This is a genomic window from Paenibacillus sp. GM2 (assembly GCF_900069005.2).
GTDB lineage: Bacteria > Bacillota > Bacilli > Paenibacillales > Paenibacillaceae > Fontibacillus.
On record NZ_LN831279.1, the window covers coordinates 1 to 16,891 of the forward strand.

The 16,891-nt window shown below is 47.2% G+C and carries 12 protein-coding genes, 9 tRNA genes and 1 rRNA gene; 13 read left to right on the forward strand and 9 right to left on the reverse strand.

Annotated elements, in window-relative coordinates; genetic code table 11:
* Window positions 1-15 precede the first annotated feature (15 nt).
* From rrf to BN1360_RS10055, 10 genes are all read left to right on the forward strand, one after another.
* Window positions 16-132, forward strand: a 5S ribosomal RNA gene (gene rrf, locus BN1360_RS10010).
* A gap of 5 nt (window positions 133-137) precedes the next feature.
* Window positions 138-210 (forward strand) — tRNA-Asn (locus BN1360_RS10015).
* 53 nt (window positions 211-263) lie between these two features.
* Window positions 264-338: transfer RNA gene (locus tag BN1360_RS10020), tRNA-Glu, on the forward strand.
* 6 nt (window positions 339-344) lie between these two features.
* Window positions 345-420 (forward strand) — tRNA-Val (locus BN1360_RS10025).
* Between the two features lie 14 nt (window positions 421-434).
* Window positions 435-508, forward strand: a tRNA-Met gene (locus BN1360_RS10030).
* Window positions 509-529: 21 nt separating this feature from the next.
* Window positions 530-606 (forward strand) — tRNA-Asp (locus tag BN1360_RS10035).
* A gap of 129 nt (window positions 607-735) precedes the next feature.
* Window positions 736-811, forward strand: a tRNA-Lys gene (locus tag BN1360_RS10040).
* A 14-nt stretch (window positions 812-825) separates the two neighbouring features.
* A tRNA-Gly gene (locus tag BN1360_RS10045) sits at window positions 826-900 on the forward strand.
* A 9-nt stretch (window positions 901-909) separates the two neighbouring features.
* Window positions 910-986, forward strand: a tRNA-Arg gene (locus BN1360_RS10050).
* 7 nt (window positions 987-993) lie between these two features.
* Window positions 994-1,072, forward strand: a tRNA-Leu gene (locus BN1360_RS10055).
* A 1,327-nt stretch (window positions 1,073-2,399) separates the two neighbouring features.
* Here the strand turns inward: BN1360_RS10055 and BN1360_RS10060 are convergent.
* Entirely contained in the window at window positions 2,400-2,639 is a 240-nt protein-coding gene (locus BN1360_RS10060) for a NifU family protein (RefSeq protein WP_068779742.1), read from the reverse strand.
* A gap of 220 nt (window positions 2,640-2,859) precedes the next feature.
* Window positions 2,860-3,870 (reverse strand): type I glyceraldehyde-3-phosphate dehydrogenase, encoded by a 1,011-nt coding sequence (gap, locus tag BN1360_RS10065; RefSeq protein ID WP_068779743.1) that lies wholly within the window; start codon window positions 3,868-3,870, stop codon window positions 2,860-2,862.
* 231 nt (window positions 3,871-4,101) lie between these two features.
* Between gap and BN1360_RS10070 the strand changes: the two genes are divergently transcribed.
* Entirely contained in the window at window positions 4,102-4,701 is a 600-nt protein-coding gene (locus tag BN1360_RS10070; RefSeq protein ID WP_068779744.1) for a TetR/AcrR family transcriptional regulator, read from the forward strand.
* Between the two features lie 781 nt (window positions 4,702-5,482).
* Here the strand turns inward: BN1360_RS10070 and rarD are convergent.
* The 6 genes from rarD to hemQ form a co-directional block, all read right to left on the reverse strand.
* A complete protein-coding gene (rarD, locus tag BN1360_RS10075; protein WP_229520965.1) occupies window positions 5,483-6,439 on the reverse strand; it encodes an EamA family transporter RarD in 957 nt (318 codons plus the stop codon).
* A 44-nt stretch (window positions 6,440-6,483) separates the two neighbouring features.
* Window positions 6,484-8,211: a thiol reductant ABC exporter subunit CydC gene (gene cydC, locus BN1360_RS10080; protein WP_068779745.1), complete on the reverse strand. Its 1,728-nt coding sequence runs from the start codon at window positions 8,209-8,211 to the stop codon at window positions 6,484-6,486.
* A complete protein-coding gene (gene cydD, locus BN1360_RS10085; RefSeq protein ID WP_068779746.1) occupies window positions 8,208-9,974 on the reverse strand; it encodes a thiol reductant ABC exporter subunit CydD in 1,767 nt (588 codons plus the stop codon). The genes cydC and cydD overlap by 4 nt, the downstream gene beginning before the upstream one ends.
* Before the next feature lie 43 nt (window positions 9,975-10,017).
* Window positions 10,018-11,031 carry a cytochrome d ubiquinol oxidase subunit II gene (locus tag BN1360_RS10090; protein ID WP_082790008.1) on the reverse strand — a complete coding sequence of 338 codons (1,014 nt, stop codon included), beginning with the start codon at window positions 11,029-11,031 and terminating at the stop codon, window positions 10,018-10,020.
* On the reverse strand, window positions 11,031-12,395 hold the full coding sequence (locus BN1360_RS10095) for a cytochrome ubiquinol oxidase subunit I (protein WP_068779748.1): 1,365 nt from the start codon (window positions 12,393-12,395) through the stop codon (window positions 11,031-11,033). Before BN1360_RS10095 ends, BN1360_RS10090 begins: the two co-directional genes overlap by 1 nt.
* 464 nt (window positions 12,396-12,859) lie before the next feature.
* The gene (hemQ, locus tag BN1360_RS10100) at window positions 12,860-13,606 is read right to left on the reverse strand and encodes a hydrogen peroxide-dependent heme synthase (RefSeq protein WP_068779749.1); all 747 of its coding nucleotides are present in this window, start codon (window positions 13,604-13,606) and stop codon (window positions 12,860-12,862) included.
* Between the two features lie 822 nt (window positions 13,607-14,428).
* Here hemQ and BN1360_RS10105 point away from each other — a divergent pair.
* Window positions 14,429-15,409, forward strand: coding sequence for an NAD-dependent epimerase/dehydratase family protein (locus BN1360_RS10105; RefSeq protein WP_068779750.1), 981 nt, complete (start codon window positions 14,429-14,431; stop codon window positions 15,407-15,409).
* A 146-nt stretch (window positions 15,410-15,555) separates the two neighbouring features.
* On the opposite strand, the gene BN1360_RS10110 is transcribed toward BN1360_RS10105, so the two are convergent.
* The gene (locus BN1360_RS10110; protein WP_082790009.1) at window positions 15,556-15,690 is read right to left on the reverse strand and encodes a helix-turn-helix domain-containing protein; all 135 of its coding nucleotides are present in this window, start codon (window positions 15,688-15,690) and stop codon (window positions 15,556-15,558) included.
* 138 nt (window positions 15,691-15,828) lie between these two features.
* Between BN1360_RS10110 and BN1360_RS10115 the strand changes: the two genes are divergently transcribed.
* On the forward strand, window positions 15,829-16,875 hold the full coding sequence (locus BN1360_RS10115; RefSeq protein ID WP_068779751.1) for a LacI family DNA-binding transcriptional regulator: 1,047 nt from the start codon (window positions 15,829-15,831) through the stop codon (window positions 16,873-16,875).
* The last annotated feature ends 16 nt before the right edge of the window (window positions 16,876-16,891 follow it).

The window sequence follows — 16,891 nt, forward strand, 5'->3', positions numbered from 1 at the left end:
GATTAACCTTGAACGTTTGGTGGCGATGGCGGAGGGGTTCCACACGTACCCATCCCGAACACGACCGTTAAGCCCTCTAGCGCCGATGGTACTTGGACCGAAGGGTCCTGGGAGAGTAGGAAGCCGCCAAGCAATGTTCCCTGATAGCTCAGTTGGTAGAGCACTCGACTGTTAATCGAGTTGTCACAGGTTCGAGTCCTGTTCGGGGAGTCAAATCCCCAGAAAGTAACGTTTTTTCTTTCTGGGGAACCCAAATTTTTTATGGCCCGTTGGTCAAGGGGTTAAGACACCTCCCTTTCACGGAGGTAACAGGGGTTCGAATCCCCTACGGGTCACCAAAATATGGAGGCTTAGCTCAGCTGGGAGAGCATCTGCCTTACAAGCAGAGGGTCAGCGGTTCGATCCCGTTAGCCTCCACCATATATTCTAATTGACGCGGGGTGGAGCAGTCCGGTAGCTCGTCGGGCTCATAACCCGAAGGTCGTAGGTTCAAATCCTGCCCCCGCAATTAGCTTTAATTTTATAGTGTGGAGCCGTGGTGTAGAGGCCTAACATGCCTGCCTGTCACGCAGGAGACCGCGGGTTCGAATCCCGTCGGCTCCGCCATTTTCTCTTAATCCGGACAGAAGTTTTCTGTTCTTTGGAAGTAATGATTCATTGACACTTTGGTACTGCAGATGTATTGCCATAGAATGTGCTTAAAGGCTCTTTACTTCATCTCAGATTTACTTATGAGAGCCATTAGCTCAGTTGGTAGAGCACCTGACTTTTAATCAGGGTGTCGAAGGTTCGAGTCCTTCATGGCTCACCAGTTTTTTAATTTATGCGGACGTGGCTCAGCGGTAGAGCATCGCCTTGCCAAGGCGAGGGTCGCGGGTTCGATTCCCGTCGTCCGCTCCATCTAAATATGCGCCCTTAGCTCAGCTGGATAGAGCGTTTGACTACGAATCAAAAGGTCAGGAGTTCGAATCTCTTAGGGCGCGCCATTTATAAGCCGGCGTGGCGGAATGGCAGACGCGCTCGACTCAAAATCGAGTGGGAAACCGTGGAGGTTCGAGTCCTCTCGCCGGTATAGCTAAAAGAGTTCATTGGAGATACTTTCCAATGGGCTTTTTTTATTTGAGTTTTAGTACTCCACTCATGGCTTGAGCTGAAGATACTTTCGAGTTGTATTTCAAATGTGAATAAATATTTGCTGTTGTTGAGTAGTCGCTATGCCCTAGCCATTCTTGAACTTCTTTCATGCTCACACCGTTGGTTACTAACAAGCTGGGCACAGCTATGACGAAGGTCGTGATACAGGATTCGCTTAAAACCGTGTCTGTTCAACAGAATGGAGAATGCTGAGTAATGTAGTCTGGCTTAATGCGCTGCCTCAATGTATCGACATAAATATACTCCAGGTAGTCTGTGCAGTAAGCATTGCCATAAGATAAGCGATGAGCTTCCTGTTGTTCCTTAATACGGATCAGTAGTTCATAGAACGTTTAAGAGTAGCGGGATTTGCCACAATCAGCTTTGTTTTCATTGCATAAATCAAGGTAACATTAAGATTTGATGATTGCTTCCTGTTATGTAAATGGGGAGGAAGAGAGAATAGGGAGGAACAAGGAGGAGAGTGTAAAGGCTCAGCATGAACGCAAGCCCATGCATGGTCTGTGGAAAAGAGATTATAGGGTAAGCAAATGCAATTATTAAACTTTTGACGCCAGGTAGCTTGGCTACAAAGCTCAATATTCGCGAGCTATATAAAGATGCTGTAACCTGCTACATTGTCAATTGGATTAAGATTTCGAGAAAAGAGTTCACAATACCATTAAGTATCTACTTTGATTGTTATCGCCATTAATATTTACGTGGAAATATAGCTTTTAAAAATAATAGTATAGATAGAATAGAATAAGCGGGGACTGTTGTCCCCGCCCCCTATATTGAAAGTAAATTATCCGAGCCAAATCGCTTCGATCCGTTTCAGTACTTACGGTTAAGCTTCGGTACATTTAACGATACCGCATCCTCAATTTGACTAACTTAGCTAGCGCCGATCAATGCTGAGGTCACTCTACTGCCACGAAGCCTCCCGAAGAGGGCCAAATTAGGACATCTTCTGCCCGCGAGACCATGGCGCTGCCGTTTCTCGAATGTATCGATCCTTTCAAAGTTATGCCGCAGACCTAGCGAGATGGCGGCAGAGGCAGAGTGCTGTGGCCAATTTGAAGCACGATCACTTCATGCACCTTGGAAAAGCCCATCTTTTCAGAAGTTCATACTTTCGTTGGATATAGAGCAATCTTCGTCATGAAGCAGTATGTTTTTCAAGTTAGTTTACGCTTTTATTGTAGGGGAAAGGCATCCAAACATATGTCAGCAAGGAGGTAGTTTGTGTGGGCACCCTCTCTCTAGAAGACTTGGACGACTTCATGAATGCCATCCACTTCTTCAAAAATGGCACGTTCAATTCCAGCCTTCAATGTGATCGTTGCGCTGGGACAGCCGTTGCACGCTCCCAAGAATTTTAGCTTAGCCACTCCGTCCTTAACTTGAACTAATTCGGCATCTCCACCATCGCGCTTTAAAAAAGGACGCAATCTTCTCAATACATCATCTACATCTTCGAACAATTCCTGAGAATCTCCCACTTCATAACTCCTTTCATAAAGGCTGCGCTAACTAGCTTCACCGTTCGTATTTTCTTTGTTTCATCAATCATGTCCTGATAAAACTTAACTCTTCACCTGGCGTAACTTTCTAGAAATCGGAAGTACCGATCTTGTTCTTGCTTATGCAGCTTTCCGTACAGTACATATAAACCCTGCTTTTTTGATGCTTGCAGCTAGGGTGAAGAAGAATGGCAATGATTTACTTGGCGATTTTAGCGAAGTATTCTAATGTTCTAACCAATTGCGCGGTGTAAGACATTTCATTATCGTACCAGGCTACGGTTTTCACCAGTTGCTGGTCGCCAACGGTTAGAACTTTGGTTTGAGTTGCATCAAAAAGAGACCCAAACGTCATTCCTCTAACATCGGAAGATACGATCTCGTCCTCAGTATATCCGTATGTTTCTGGATCTGATGCTTTTCTCATAACGGCATTAACTTCTTCAACCGTAACCTTCGTGTTTAAAACAGCTACGAGTTCTGTTACGGAGCCTGTTGCTACAGGTACACGCTGAGATGCACCATCAAGTTTACCCTTCAATTCAGGAAGAACAAGGCCTATGGCTTTAGCAGCACCGGTGGAGTAAGGAACAATGTTCTCGGCTGCAGCCCGTGCTGCGCGGAAGTTTCCTTTTGAATCTGGCGCATCAAGAGTATTCTGGTTGCCTGTATAGGCGTGAACGGTAGTCATCAACCCAGACTGAATTCCAAATGTATCGTTCAAAGCTTTAGCCATGGGAGCGAGACAGTTCGTTGTGCAAGAAGCACCGGAAATGACGGTTTCCGTTCCGTCCAGTGCTTCATGGTTTACGTTATATACGATGGTCTTCATGTCGCCTGTTGCCGGAGCGGAAATAACGACCTTCTTTGCTCCGCCTTTCAGGTGAAGCTCTGCCTTTTCTTTGGTGGTAAAGAAACCAGTACATTCGAGTACGATAGCTACGCCAAGCTCGCCCCAAGGGATTTCTTCAGGGTTGCGGTTAGCCAGCACTTTAATTTCTTGGCCGTTAACAGTAAGAGCTCCATCATGAACATCAATGTCACCATGGAAAGTGCCTTGTGTAGTATCATATTTGAGCAGATGCGCCAGCATTTTGGCATCAGTCAAATCGTTTATCGCTACAACTTCGATATTTTCCATTTCCTGAATACGACGGAAAGCGAGTCTTCCAATTCGCCCAAAACCATTAATGCCTACTTTTATTCTCATTAAATAGTCCTCCTGTTTCGTTCCAAATTCATTCCACATAAGTTTGTCCAGTAGAACTTAGAGGTAAACAATAGGCCGAAGCCAAACAAGATTGCCTTTGGAATGGGTTTGTTTTATAATAAATGATACCGATCGGTATCATTTATTATATCAGAATTTATAACTTTGGCAAGGTTTCGGCTGTAAATTTGATATAATGTTAGTTTAGAATAAGATCATTTGGAGGAAACTATGAAAAAAGGAGAACGAACAAGAGAGCATATTATTATGAAATCGGCAGCAATCTTTAATCAAAGAGGTTATGCTGGTACATCGTTAAACGATATTATTGCCGACACCGGGATTAAGAAGGGAGGCATCTATCGACATTTTACAAATAAAGATGAGATTGCGCTTGAAGCCTACAATTACGCTGCCAGTATAGTTATCAGCAAATTTGCTGAGGCGGTCGACCGGGAGCAGTCTGCATCAGGGAGATTACTTGCTTTTTTTCGTGTTTATGAAGATGTTGTTGGTAATCCACCATTTGTTGGCGGATGTCCTATGCAGAATACAGCAGTAGAAAGTGACGATACTCATGCGGAGCTTCGAGAACGGGCGAGACAAGGGCTGCATAACCATTTGGATATGATAAAGAGTATAATTCTTAACGGGATAAATAGTGGGGAGTTTAAGGAGGATTTGAATGCGGATGCACTTGCTACATTTGCCTTTTCCTTGCTCGAAGGAGGCATTTTACTCAGCAAGTTAGATGGGGATAATAAGCATATGCAAATGAATACAGCATCCTTTGCGTTCTATTTACAGAATTGTTGTTTGAAAAATAGTTAATCAGTTGTGCTTGGGAGCGTAGAGAGAATAAGATGCTTATATGATCTCTCTCAACATATTGGAGGTATATCGACATAAAAGTATTTGTTGCGACCAGAATGTTACTTCAGGTCGAGCAAATGAGGGTAGCGTTTTAAATCGGGCTTATATCCTGTTGTTTCGGAACATTGTAGAATTCTCCACAGTCGCCAAGAAGTCCGAGATGTAGCTGTCCCCCTGTTTTTTACCCCTTATGGGGAGCCCAAGGCAGGAGGCTGTTTTTTTGATTGTAGAATCTGATCATGAGAGTAAGCAAACGCTTGAATAAATGGTGGAGTGGTCAACCTTGCATACCCGCTACGCGTCATCCGCTGCTCCCCATCCTCGAAATTCCCTTCTACTGCTGGAAGGCAGCTTCCGCCAAAAACAAATGACTTATATACGGTGAATTTCCGCGCAACATCGACGTAGTGCATCTCGCTTGGTAGGAAAGGAGGCTTTCTTCCGAAATCAGTATATTGAAGTAGGCTTTTTTATGAGGCCGCCACGTTTCGGGAGATTGCATGGGTACAAATACTTTACCGAATGAGGCGGCTTTTTTACTTTCCTGGCTAACCAACAAGCTTGGCCCAATACAGCCCAGCTTTCCGCGATCCAGACATAGAAGATATCGCTAACCTATTTCTCTTCGGGGTTCTTCGCTTGGAACTCGCTGTTTAACACGTTGTGTTGAACAGGCAGCGTATTATTGGAGAACCATACACTGTGTCGTGGTTAATCTTCAGTTCTCGGGCGACGTCTGTCACCGGTTGGACGCTTCATTAATATGTTGTACTTTCTGACACCTGAAGGCCTCGTCATACATAGTTTTTTCATGGGGTACATTCATCTTCGTGACTTTTGTGCCACGAACCGATGCCACAGCGTATATAACAAGCGCTGTCCAAATGAGTGCAAAACCGACGAGAAGGGTAGACGAAACCGATTCCTCGAACACAAATACGCTCAGTAACAGCATGATTGTCGGCCCGATGTATTGTACGAATCCGAGTGTGGAAAACGCCATGCGGGCGGCTGCTCGTGCAAAGAAGAACAGCGGCAGTGCCGTTACTACGCCCGAAAGGAGTAGCCCGATGAACATAGAAGGAGCCAGTGTCCATGTCATCGCCTTGCCCACGGAGGCCAAATAGACCCAGTAGCCGAGCGCAATGGGTAGAACTACAATTGTCTCCGACAACAAGCCCACAGAAGCGTTTAGCGCAATCTTCTTTTTCGCAAGGCCGTATAAGCCAAACGATGCAGCCAGCGAGATTGCGACCCACGGAAATCGCCCATAGTCGATTGCGATGATGAGCACCGCCGCGCCAGCGACGGCAATCGCGAGCCACTGGCCACGATTCGGCTTCTCGTGAAGGAAGACGATCGCTAGTAACACGTTCAGCAGCGGGTTTAAATAATAGCCGAGGCTTGTCTCAACGACATGGTTGTTGTTGACAGCCCAGATGAAGATGAGCCAATTAGCAGCGATCAATAGTCCGCTGGCGGTGAGCGATAGCAGGAGCGAACGGCTAGTCACAATCCGCTTCATATCACCCCAGCGGCGCTGGACGGTGACGAGAATACCCATGAAGACAAACGACCAGACAACCCGATGCGATAAAATTTCGCCTGCGGGCACATCATTAAACAGCTTCCAATAAAGTGGGAGAACTCCCCACATGATATAAGCGATAATAGCGTTGATTAACCCATTATTCATAATCAATTTCCTTCTTCCCGCTCCGACGTCTGAGTGCAATTTGCTCAGTCCCCCGTAGCGCCAATTAATTGTAACTCAATTTGTTTCATCTTATAAAAATAGCCTTTTTGCTCCATCAATTCGGAATACGAACCCGTTTCTACTACCCCTCCTTGCTCCATAACGACGATTCTATCCATTCCTTCCAAACCGTTGAGCCGGTGACAAATTAGCAGAAGCGTATCTGCGGACGCTTGCTCGTATAGGTACGTCAAAACACGTTGCTCTGTCACATAGTCCAGCGAAGACGTCGGCTCATCCAGCAGCCATAGCTTTCCCTTGCGAAGTATGGCCCGCGCCAGGGCCAAACGCTGTTTTTCGCCTTCCGATAAATTTGCTCCCTTTTCGTACACGGGGTCCGTTAACGAGATGGTTGGCAATTGTACTTTAGCGAGAATATTCAAAAGGTCGCCGTCAGAATAATGCTCACCATCCATGAGCAAATTATCCCGGATCGTTCCCCGGAAAAAATGGCTTTGCTGCAGCACGACATTAGCCGTTTTCCAGATGCTCGACTCCTCCAGTTCCTGTACTGATATGCCGCTCAGTCGCAAGTCCCCAGCCGTTGGTGTACGTAGCTTGAGCAACAACTCAATCAACGTGGACTTTCCCGAACCGCTAGGTCCGACAATCGCTGTTTTGGATCCTGGTGGAATTTGCAACGAAACGTTCTTCAATGCTGGCCTCCACTCGTCTTTATATTGAAATAAAACGCTAGATAGTTCAATAGAAACGGCATGGTCGGTATTTAACGTACGACTTGGCTGAACCGGCTGCACTGTAGGAGTCAATACTGCTTCCGTCAGCCGCTTGGCTGCATGTTCGCTATCTTGCTTATAGGCTGGCAAAGTGGCCATAGCCGCTGCTTCTTCAAATACAGTTAATGAGGCCATGACAAGCATAGCCAGATATACGCCAGCTAGCGTTCCATTTGATATCAGATAAGCACCAAGTGCCAACACTCCCCAGGAAATCAGATATGTGATAAAGACATGCATCGATTGTCCACGTAGCAGTTGCCCGGCCGCTTGCTGCTGCTCGGCTGCCAATGCAGCAGAAGCTTGGCGTAGTTGCTGTTCCCGCTGTGCAAGCTGCCCATAAACTTTGAGATCCCGGAAACCATACAATACCTCTGTTAGTTCCGTAGACAGCAAAGCCCGCTGATTGCGAACCTGCCCATTGATTTTCCGGTATCCTAGCAACACGATTCCCGGCACGACCCATACGGTTCCCAGCATACCGAGTAACATCAAGCAGGCCATCCAGAAAGAAAAGGAGGCGGCAGCCAGCATTGTTGTCAAGAACACCATGACAACAATAATCGGCGGATACGCGACACGTAAGAAGTAGTGCTGCAAACTTTCAACATCCCCAACGATTCGCGCAAGCAGATCCCCGCTTCGTTTATTGCTTAAAATGCCCGGCGTTAGAGGAATGAGCTTGGCAAAAAAGGATGTTCGCAATCGGCTAAGCATAGAGAACGTCGCTCTATGCGAATATAAGCGCTCGCCATAACGACTCATCGCTCGAATCAAACCGAGCAGCTTGACCAATGAAGTAAGTACAATCAGAGTATACAGCGGAGGTGCAAACACCGTTTGCGAAATTAGGTATCCGCTCGCAGAAAAGAGGATCACACCAGCAATACCGGCGACAAATCCACCTAAAATGGAAAGAATAATATCTTTGCGTTCCCTAATCATAGCTTGGAACAAAATAGCCAATTCGTTCATCTCGCCCCCCCTTTACGTTGGATATCGACCATCTCTGCGTACGCAGGTAGACATTTCATAAGCGCGTCGTGATGTCCCGAGCCTATTAGGACGCCATGGTCCATAAATAAAATGTTGTCCGCATTTCGAATGGTATACAGTCGGTGAGCAACCGTAATCATCGTCGCTGATTTTGCCAAGGTTGCAATCGAATGTTGCAGGATGCCCTCGGTGTGAAGGTCGAGTCCAACGGTCGGTTCATCGAACAAAATAATGGAAGGTCGCTTCAAAAAAGCCCGCGCTATGGCAAGCCGCTGCTTTTCCCCACCGGATAGTCCTCTACCGCCTTCACCGACGGGGGTATCAATTCCCTGCTCCAGTTGGGATACAACCTGTGAAAGACCCGCGTCCGCAGCCGCTGCCTCAATTTCAGCCCTGGAGACTTTCCGCCCGGCGCCAACTGCGATATTATCAGCGAAGGTACCTGCAAAAATGTAAGGATGCTGTGTAATGTAGCTGATATGTTCGAACCATCTCGTCTCATTCTGTTGAGTAAGCGGGATTCCACTCACCCAAATGGTCCCCGACACCGGTCTTAGTAAACCCGATATAAGATGGAGCAAGGTTGTTTTACCGGATCCGCTATGACCAACAAGGGCAATATGATCCCCTGGTCCAATTGTAATCGAACCTGTATTCAGCTCAAATGAGTCAGGTGCATACTGAAACCGGACATTGTCCAGTTCAATGGTGGGCGGCATTGGAACCAGCTTCTTCGGAAATGGCTGAAGCCCTATCGGCTGATCCTTCAGATTGTTTCCATCGTTCGTGTCCGCGAGCATGGTTTCGACCTTGCGAACCGCTCCCATACTGGTTCGCCCATTGTGAAAGGCTGTTCCTGAACTCTTTAATAAGCTGTAAAATTCGGGCACGAGCAGCAAAACAAAAAAGGCCGTGTGAAAAGACATCGATTTGAAAACAAGGAGCTGAATGGCCAGTTCGAGAGCAACAATCCCGATGCTCAGCATCACAATTGATTCCAGCATAAAGGTATTCGTAAACGCAATCTTCAAAATATCCATTGTGGCATCGCGGTATCTTAAGCTACTACGTTCGATTTCTTGCTGCTGATGGCGGGCTCGTCCGAATATTTTTAACGTAACGAGCCCTTGAAGGGAATCTAGAAATGTACCGGCAAATTCAGCCAACTGCGCATACTTTTCTTCTGATTTATTTTTTGTTTTCAGTCCTATCAAAATCATAAAAATCGGTATAAACGGTGCTGTAACCAGCATGATGATACCTGAATTGGCATGTTGGATAAACGTAACGACTATAATCAGAATGGGGATAATGGCCATTTCCACCATGCGCGGCATGTATTGACTGAAATAACTATCCGCCTCATCCACTGCATCCAGCGCAATGCTGACCTTTCCCCCCGTTTGCTCTTGAAGGGAGGAAGGCATGGAAGCATGCATGAAATTTTCAAGCACGGCTGCTCGCATGTTTGTTTTGGCGGTTGCTGCCATTTGCAAACCAACTGTGGCATTCCCTAATGACAACAGGGTACGTATCGTCATCACGACCAGTAGGATGCCAAGCAGTAGGGCAACTGATGATAAAGATGCTTTCTCTACAAAGATCTGCTGAACGGCTTCAGCCAGCAGTGCAGCCTGACTTACAACCGCGGCGCCTAGTGCGAGCGAGATGAATGACAGGTAAATGAGACGTTTGCGTTGCGCGGTTAACTGTATAGCCATCAAGCTTCTTTTCTCCTTCACCAAACTCAACTCCTTTTATGGTAATAGCCTGCGAGTAATCAGCCTACTTTTTCCCTTTCACGTAATCCGCATCAAATAGAAACAGCTTGAAAACCAAAATAAGAGAAGGAATTAATAGACACATACCCCCGATAAATACGACAACCAGCGCGAAGCCCATTGAGGATGAGGTAACGCTGCTTTGAATCGTAATGTAGGGATCAAGAATATAGGGATACTGCCCAATCCCGTAAGTGAAAAAGGCACAGAGAAATTGCAGCATGATGCAAACAAATGCTACCCCATAGCGGCGGCCGCGGTATAACAGCCACAACGCAATGATGAAAAAGGTAACAGAAAGTGCTAACAGCCACCATAAATCCATCATATTTTGATAGTGCCGCTCATTATGTTGCCCCAAATAGATAAAGGCCGTCAGGGCGATAATAATCGTCGGCGTGCTCCAGAACAACGCATAGGTCCGCATAAGCTTTAAGGCAGCTTTGTCCTCTGCTCGTGAAGCGTAAAACGTTAGAAAACAGGCACTAATAAACAAAACAGACACAATTGCCAATCCAACGATGCTCCACGATAATGGATTGGTTAATAAAGCCCAGTAATCCAGAGAAACCGTCTGACCCTGCTTCAAGATAAAGCTGCCTTCAGACAGGGTTAACGCCACGGACAATGAAGCTGGGATCAGCAAACCCGTTGCACCGTATAAAAACAGATAGACCATATTATTTTTGGACCCATAGTTTTCAAATGCATAGAACGAGCCACGAATAGCAAGCAGCACGATTGCAACACTCCCTGGAACAATAAGCGCCGAGCCATAATAATACGCTGTATCCGGAAAAAATCCGATCATGCCGATGTAGAAAAAGACAAAAAATACATTTGTGATCTCCCATACGGGTGACAAATAACGAGAAATCAGACGATTAATGAGGTGATCTTGCTTGGTCAGGCGGGCATAAAAGGCAAAGAAACCGGCTCCAAAGTCAATGGAGGCTATAATAAGATACCCGTACAAAAACAGCCAAAGTACTGAAATTCCAATCAAATCATAACTCATCAGGCATGCGCATCCTTCCCGGACCTCTTGTTACCCGCATGCTGCGCCCACTTCTCCATCTCAGTTTCTGCCGGATTATTGTGAAACAAGCGCCGAAGAACAAGAACACTAACCACGCCTAATACGATGTAAAGAAGAAGGAAGAGGAAGAAAAGAATTCTCACGCTGGGCGATGTCGTTGCCGCTTCTTCTACACGCATATATCCTCGTAAAATCCAGGGCTGCCGCCCCAACTCGGCGTAAAACCAGCCCAACTCGACTCCCAAAAATGCGAGCGGCGCACCTAGAGCAATAATGCGGAGCAGCCATTTGTTGTGCTCATTGCGTTTTTTCCAGAATGTAAATAGGAAATACAGAACGGATATACCCAATAACGCAAACCCTATGCCAGCCATCAAATCAAAAAAATAATGCACAAGGAGCGAAGGTTGTTCATCTGGAGAAAATTCATTCAGACCTGTTACTTTCGCATTAAAATTTCCAAAAGCCAGGAAGCTGAGAAACTTCGGTAGGTGAATTGCGCCAATCATTTTATGCTCGGCATTAAGCCACCCCAATAGAATCAAATCCGCGCCGCTCCCGGTCTCAAAATGCCATTCCGCAGCAGCCAGCTTTTCCGGTTGATGCTCGGCCAAGAACTTGGCAGATGTATCTCCAGCTACTGTGTTCAGCAGTCCGAATAACATGACAACGGCCATCATAAGCTTTAACGCTTTTTTGTGGTATCCAGTAACCCCTTTTCTAAGTATCGTAAAAGCCGCAATCCCTGCTAGCAGAGCTGCTCCTGTTAAGTAGGCTGAGCTTAATACATGGAACACTTTGGAGAACGTCGCCGTATTCAGCATCGCTTGCACTGGATTAACGGCTGTAAATTGTCCGCCTTGCATTGTGAATCCCCCAGGTTGGTTCATAAAACCATTCACAGTCGTAATAAAAACAGCAGACATGCCTGCCCCTGCGACAATGGGGAGTGTGAGCAGCCAATGAATATAGGGGTTCTTGAACCGATCCCACGTATATAGATAAATGCCTAGGAAGATAGCTTCAAAAAAGAATGCAAATACCTCCATGAATAACGGAAGTGCAATAACGTTCCCCGCCAACTTCATAAAATTCGGCCATACCAATGCCAATTGCAGTGAAATTGCCGTACCTGTTACGACACCAACTGCGACGGATATAACAAATCCCCGCGCCCACCTCTTAGCCATCAGTGTGTAATGAGAATCTTGCTTGCGGATGCCGATGAACTCAGCAATCGCGATCATGAGAGGGATACCGACACCAATCGTCGCGAATATCATATGGAACCCTAGTGTCATTCCTGTCACCAGCCTGCTCCATAGTACCGTATCAATTCCCATTCCTTACGACCTCCCTTCCAAAGTGATTTGTAATTTGAGTTGATTATATCTCTTTCCTTCAGCAATCTAATCGCGGTCCACATCTTCTCCCATATTCGTTCAGGAAGGATCAATTCTCTCTGACAACTTGATGAAACCAATAACGTTTCAGTTCAACTTGTTTGAGATGAAGAAAATTACACGGCACTTTGGCTAGTCGTCTCACGTGCATAAATGTACATAAATTTACCGAAACCGCTGCCATGGCTAGTCCCCAGAATAGTTTTGCAGGGGCTTGGCGGAGGATGCTATTGCACTGGACAAAATAGCAATGCTGAATATGCCGCTGATAAACTGCATCAGTTGAAACAATTCCGTGCTAGAACCAATTGAGAGGAAGGAGGGGGACACGTATTCATTCACTTAACAATTTCGTATGGAGTCGCGACACGTCGACAATCTGAACGTCCGCGACTCTTTTGGCCTCACACGTTCAGTAACTCTGTCAAGCCACCGGGTGTGAGTATATTGCCGACGTAAAACTGGCCGAATTCGCCGAAGCGTGCGCTAGTCTCGTCAAACCGCATCTCATAGACGAGCTTTTTAAACTGCAGCGGATCGTCGGCAAACAGTGTAACACCCCACTCCCAATCGTCGAAGCCGACCGAGCCGGTGATAATCTGCTTGACCTTGCCTGCATAAGTGCGGCCGATCATACCGTGACTGCGCATGAAGTTTTTGCGCTCCTCCAGAGAAAGCATGTACCAGTTATCGTTGAGCATGCGTCGCTTGTTCATAGGGTAAAAGCAGATATGTTTCGCCTTGGGTAAGATTGGCTTAAGGCGAGTCGCTACTTCGGGAACTTGCATCGGATCGGAGCCGGGAGCTGCTAAATAATTGCTCAGCTCGACGACACTGACGTACGAATAAACGGGTTTTACGAATTTGGCGAACCGAGAACGATTAAATGCGTTCTCCACTGAGTCCAACTCCTCGAGTGTCTCGCGTAGGTTTATAAACATAATGTCTGCCTTCTGGCCGACGATGGCGTACATTGCCAAGCTGCCTTCCATTCTGGATTCGACCGCCGACCATTCGTAGATTAGCGTCATCAAATCATGTTTTGCATACTCGCGTTCTTCTGCAGTTGCACTTTCCCAGGCAACCCAGTCAATGGTGCGGAAATCATGCAACGCGTACCAACCCTCTATTGTTTCTGCTGCCTCACTCATCTTACTTCAGCTCCCCTGATTGTTGTGGCTTATCCAATAGCTTTCTTTTTTGAATTTCATTTTCTTGATCTTAGAATAAAGAGTGATCTCATCCTGATAAGGAGTTGTCTGCGACCAATGTAACGGGACTATAGTCGAACTGTCGTGTTTTAAGAAATGATGATTTATCATCATACGCTTGATCGACCATGCAGTCTTTCTTCTCAAGATTTGATTTGAGAAGCATTTGAATGCGCCTATCCCGAGTAACAAATGAGAATTTTAGATCCGTTTTAAACAAATATATAATTACTTCCTTGTCCTGGCGCACACTACCTATTCATTATGTAACAACTCTTTAATTCGGCGGAAAATAAGGCGAGATCAGTCCATTACCTTTAAAATCTACTTTTCAGTCATTCTCAAATCCTCCTATAAGTTTTAGTTATTCCAAAGAGGCGAATACCTCTCATGAAATTAAAATGGCTTGGCGCTATTTCATTCTGGAACAGCTTGTTGTACAATAAAAGATACCGAACGGTAGCTTTTATTGTATCATGATTCTAGTTAAAGGCAAGACCGGAATCGTATATTCGATTTTCTTGTAACGGGCGCGTAGCGCCATAACCGGATCAAAGGATTGCGTGAGGGCTTGCTCAGGCCGATGGTGGAGGTGGCTGCGGATCTCATGTGGGCATCTGCAAATGCTGCATCTCTACTATACGTCACAACTCGGCTACGCAAAGCGGTGCCACCCACGTCATCCACTTCAGAAATCCTGGTGCAAATCCGTGAGGGTGCCATACGGTCCATCCTAAATCCTGAACAGAAAGGACGAACACAATGAAAATTCTTGTCACGGGAGGTACTGGTCTGGTAGGTGGTCGCCTAATCCCGAAGCTCATAGAGGACGGTCACGAGATTTTCGCACTTACGCGCTCCATATCATCTCACGCCAAACTCAAGTCCATGGGTGCTACGCCAGTCGATGCCGATCTCGAAAGCAGCACGCCACTCATATTACCGGTGATTGATGCGGTTGTACACGCGGCCGCCCTGTTCCGCTTTTCGGGATCTCGCGAACCCTTCTTCCGCACCAACGTTGATGGAACCATAGCCTTGTTGAAGGCAGCCGAGTCCGCCGGTGCGAAGACATTCGTCTACATCAGCGCAGCGGGAATTCTCATGGATAATGGCGGTACGCCAATCTGCAACGTTGATGAAAGCACGCCGATTTTCCCGAACCACTTCTCCGCCTACCTGGCGAGCAAGGCACGGGCCGAATCAATGGTTCTGGCAGCTAACAAACCGGGCTTTCGCACCATCGCGCTTCGCCCTCCGGCTATTTGGGGACCTGGTGATCCGTTTAGTCAAGGGCTTCCCGAAGCAGTCAGATCTGGACAGTTCGCCTTCATCAACCGCGGTGACTACGCTTTTTCAACCTGCCACGTGGACAATGTGGTAGAAGCCATACAATGCGCTCTCAAACGCGGAGAAGGCGGTCATGCCTTCTTCATCAAAGACCAGGAAGGGCAGACTTTCCGTGAGTTCGTCACCTCGCTCGCAAACTTACAGGGCCTGTCCATCGATAAGCTGCGTTCGATGCCCTACTGGCTTGCCTCTGCCATTGGCCGGCTGCTCGACACGATCTGGGCCGTCACGCGGAAAGACGGAGATCCGCCGATCTCACGCTCGATGATACGCATGATCGGGCGTGAGTTCACAGTCAACGATGCCGCTGCACGTCGAGAGTTGGGCTATGTCGGAAGAACTTTGCGCGACGCGGGCTTGCAAAGCTATGAGGAACCATCTACTCGACGATAGTGCTTTGGAGGGCGAACGCCGGCAAGCGCCGGTTATTCGTTCTCTGGACTTCCCCCTCGAATATTTCTCTAAAAATAATTTGGAATACAGTATGTAAAAACAAAGACAAGCCATGTGAAGCAAACTCCACATGGCTTGTCTTTGTATTATCTGTAACGACTAAGATCAAAACGACGAATTGCCAGGATAAAGGCAATTGCCAACTGTTGTTTGCAATCTGTATCAATGGTTCCATTTCGTTTAGCGTATTTATTAATAACTCGTTTTGTAGCTTCAAACATTTGCGCATAGTATGGACGGGAGACGTTTTTGCTTAGCGAAAGCTAGTTAACTTGAGCAAGCTAACGAAGGGAAGGCTATCATAAAAAACGTCTATACATCTTTTATAACACGTGTTATACTCTTGCCGAGGTGCTAATATGGGAAGAAAAAGAATTACCAGCCACGATGTGGCCCGGCTGGCCGGCGTATCTCGCAGCGTAGTATCCGCGGTGTTGAATGCGACGCCCGGGATCGGGGTCAGTGCGGAGACACGGGAGAAAGTGCTGGCTGCAATCCGCGAGCTGGACTATCATGTGGACGCCCAGGCGCGCAGCATGAAGACGGGACGCAGCATGACGCTGGCAGCCTTTGGCGACACCCGGCATCCGCTGTTCATCCGCCTGTTGGAGGGCATGCAGCGGGAATCCGAGGCCAGGGGATACCATATTCTGCTGTGTTCTCCAGGATACAGACAATCAGGAGAAGCGAGGAATGAGCTGCTGGATCTCTATCATCAGCGGAAGATCGACGGAATCGTTACGCTGGACAGCACAAGCTATCGGAGCAAGGAATGGGCTGCGAAAGTCCAAGCTGCAGGTGTACCCTACGTATCGGTTGAAGGTTATGCGGAGACATCCGGCGTATCTTCGGTGCTGGCTGATTACAAAGGCAGTGTAACGATGGCGCTGGACTATCTGTTGAAGCGCAACCCTGATATGAAAGGGGCTCCGTTATATGCAGAGGTCTATGGAGCACCTGCAGGTCGGGTAATCTGGGCGGAGAAGATGCGCAAAGCTGCTTATATGGAATGGTGCCGCAAGTATAACCTGAGTCCGAAGGTCTCCCGTCATGAAGAGAAGGAGGGCCAGGTCAATTGGTTGGAATGGCTGGAGGGTGTAGCCCAAGCGGGAGCCGGAGAAACGCTGCCTCCTGTGCTTGTCAATTGGTCCAATGCGGTTCCCGATCTTTACCGGGCGGCACACAGCCTGGGTTTGCCCATCGGGGAAGAACTGAAGATCATGGCTGCGGACAATATGATTCAGGGCCATCGTCTAAGCCTTCCTGCACTAAGCTGCGTAGAGATTCCCTATGTGAGCATGGGGGAGGAAGCAGTGCGCTGTGTACTGGGACAGATAGAGTTGGAGCGGGAGCTGCCGGAAAAGGTATGGCTGCCGGCCATTCTGAGACCGGGTGAAAGCGCGTAACAGGTAGTGCTGGTAA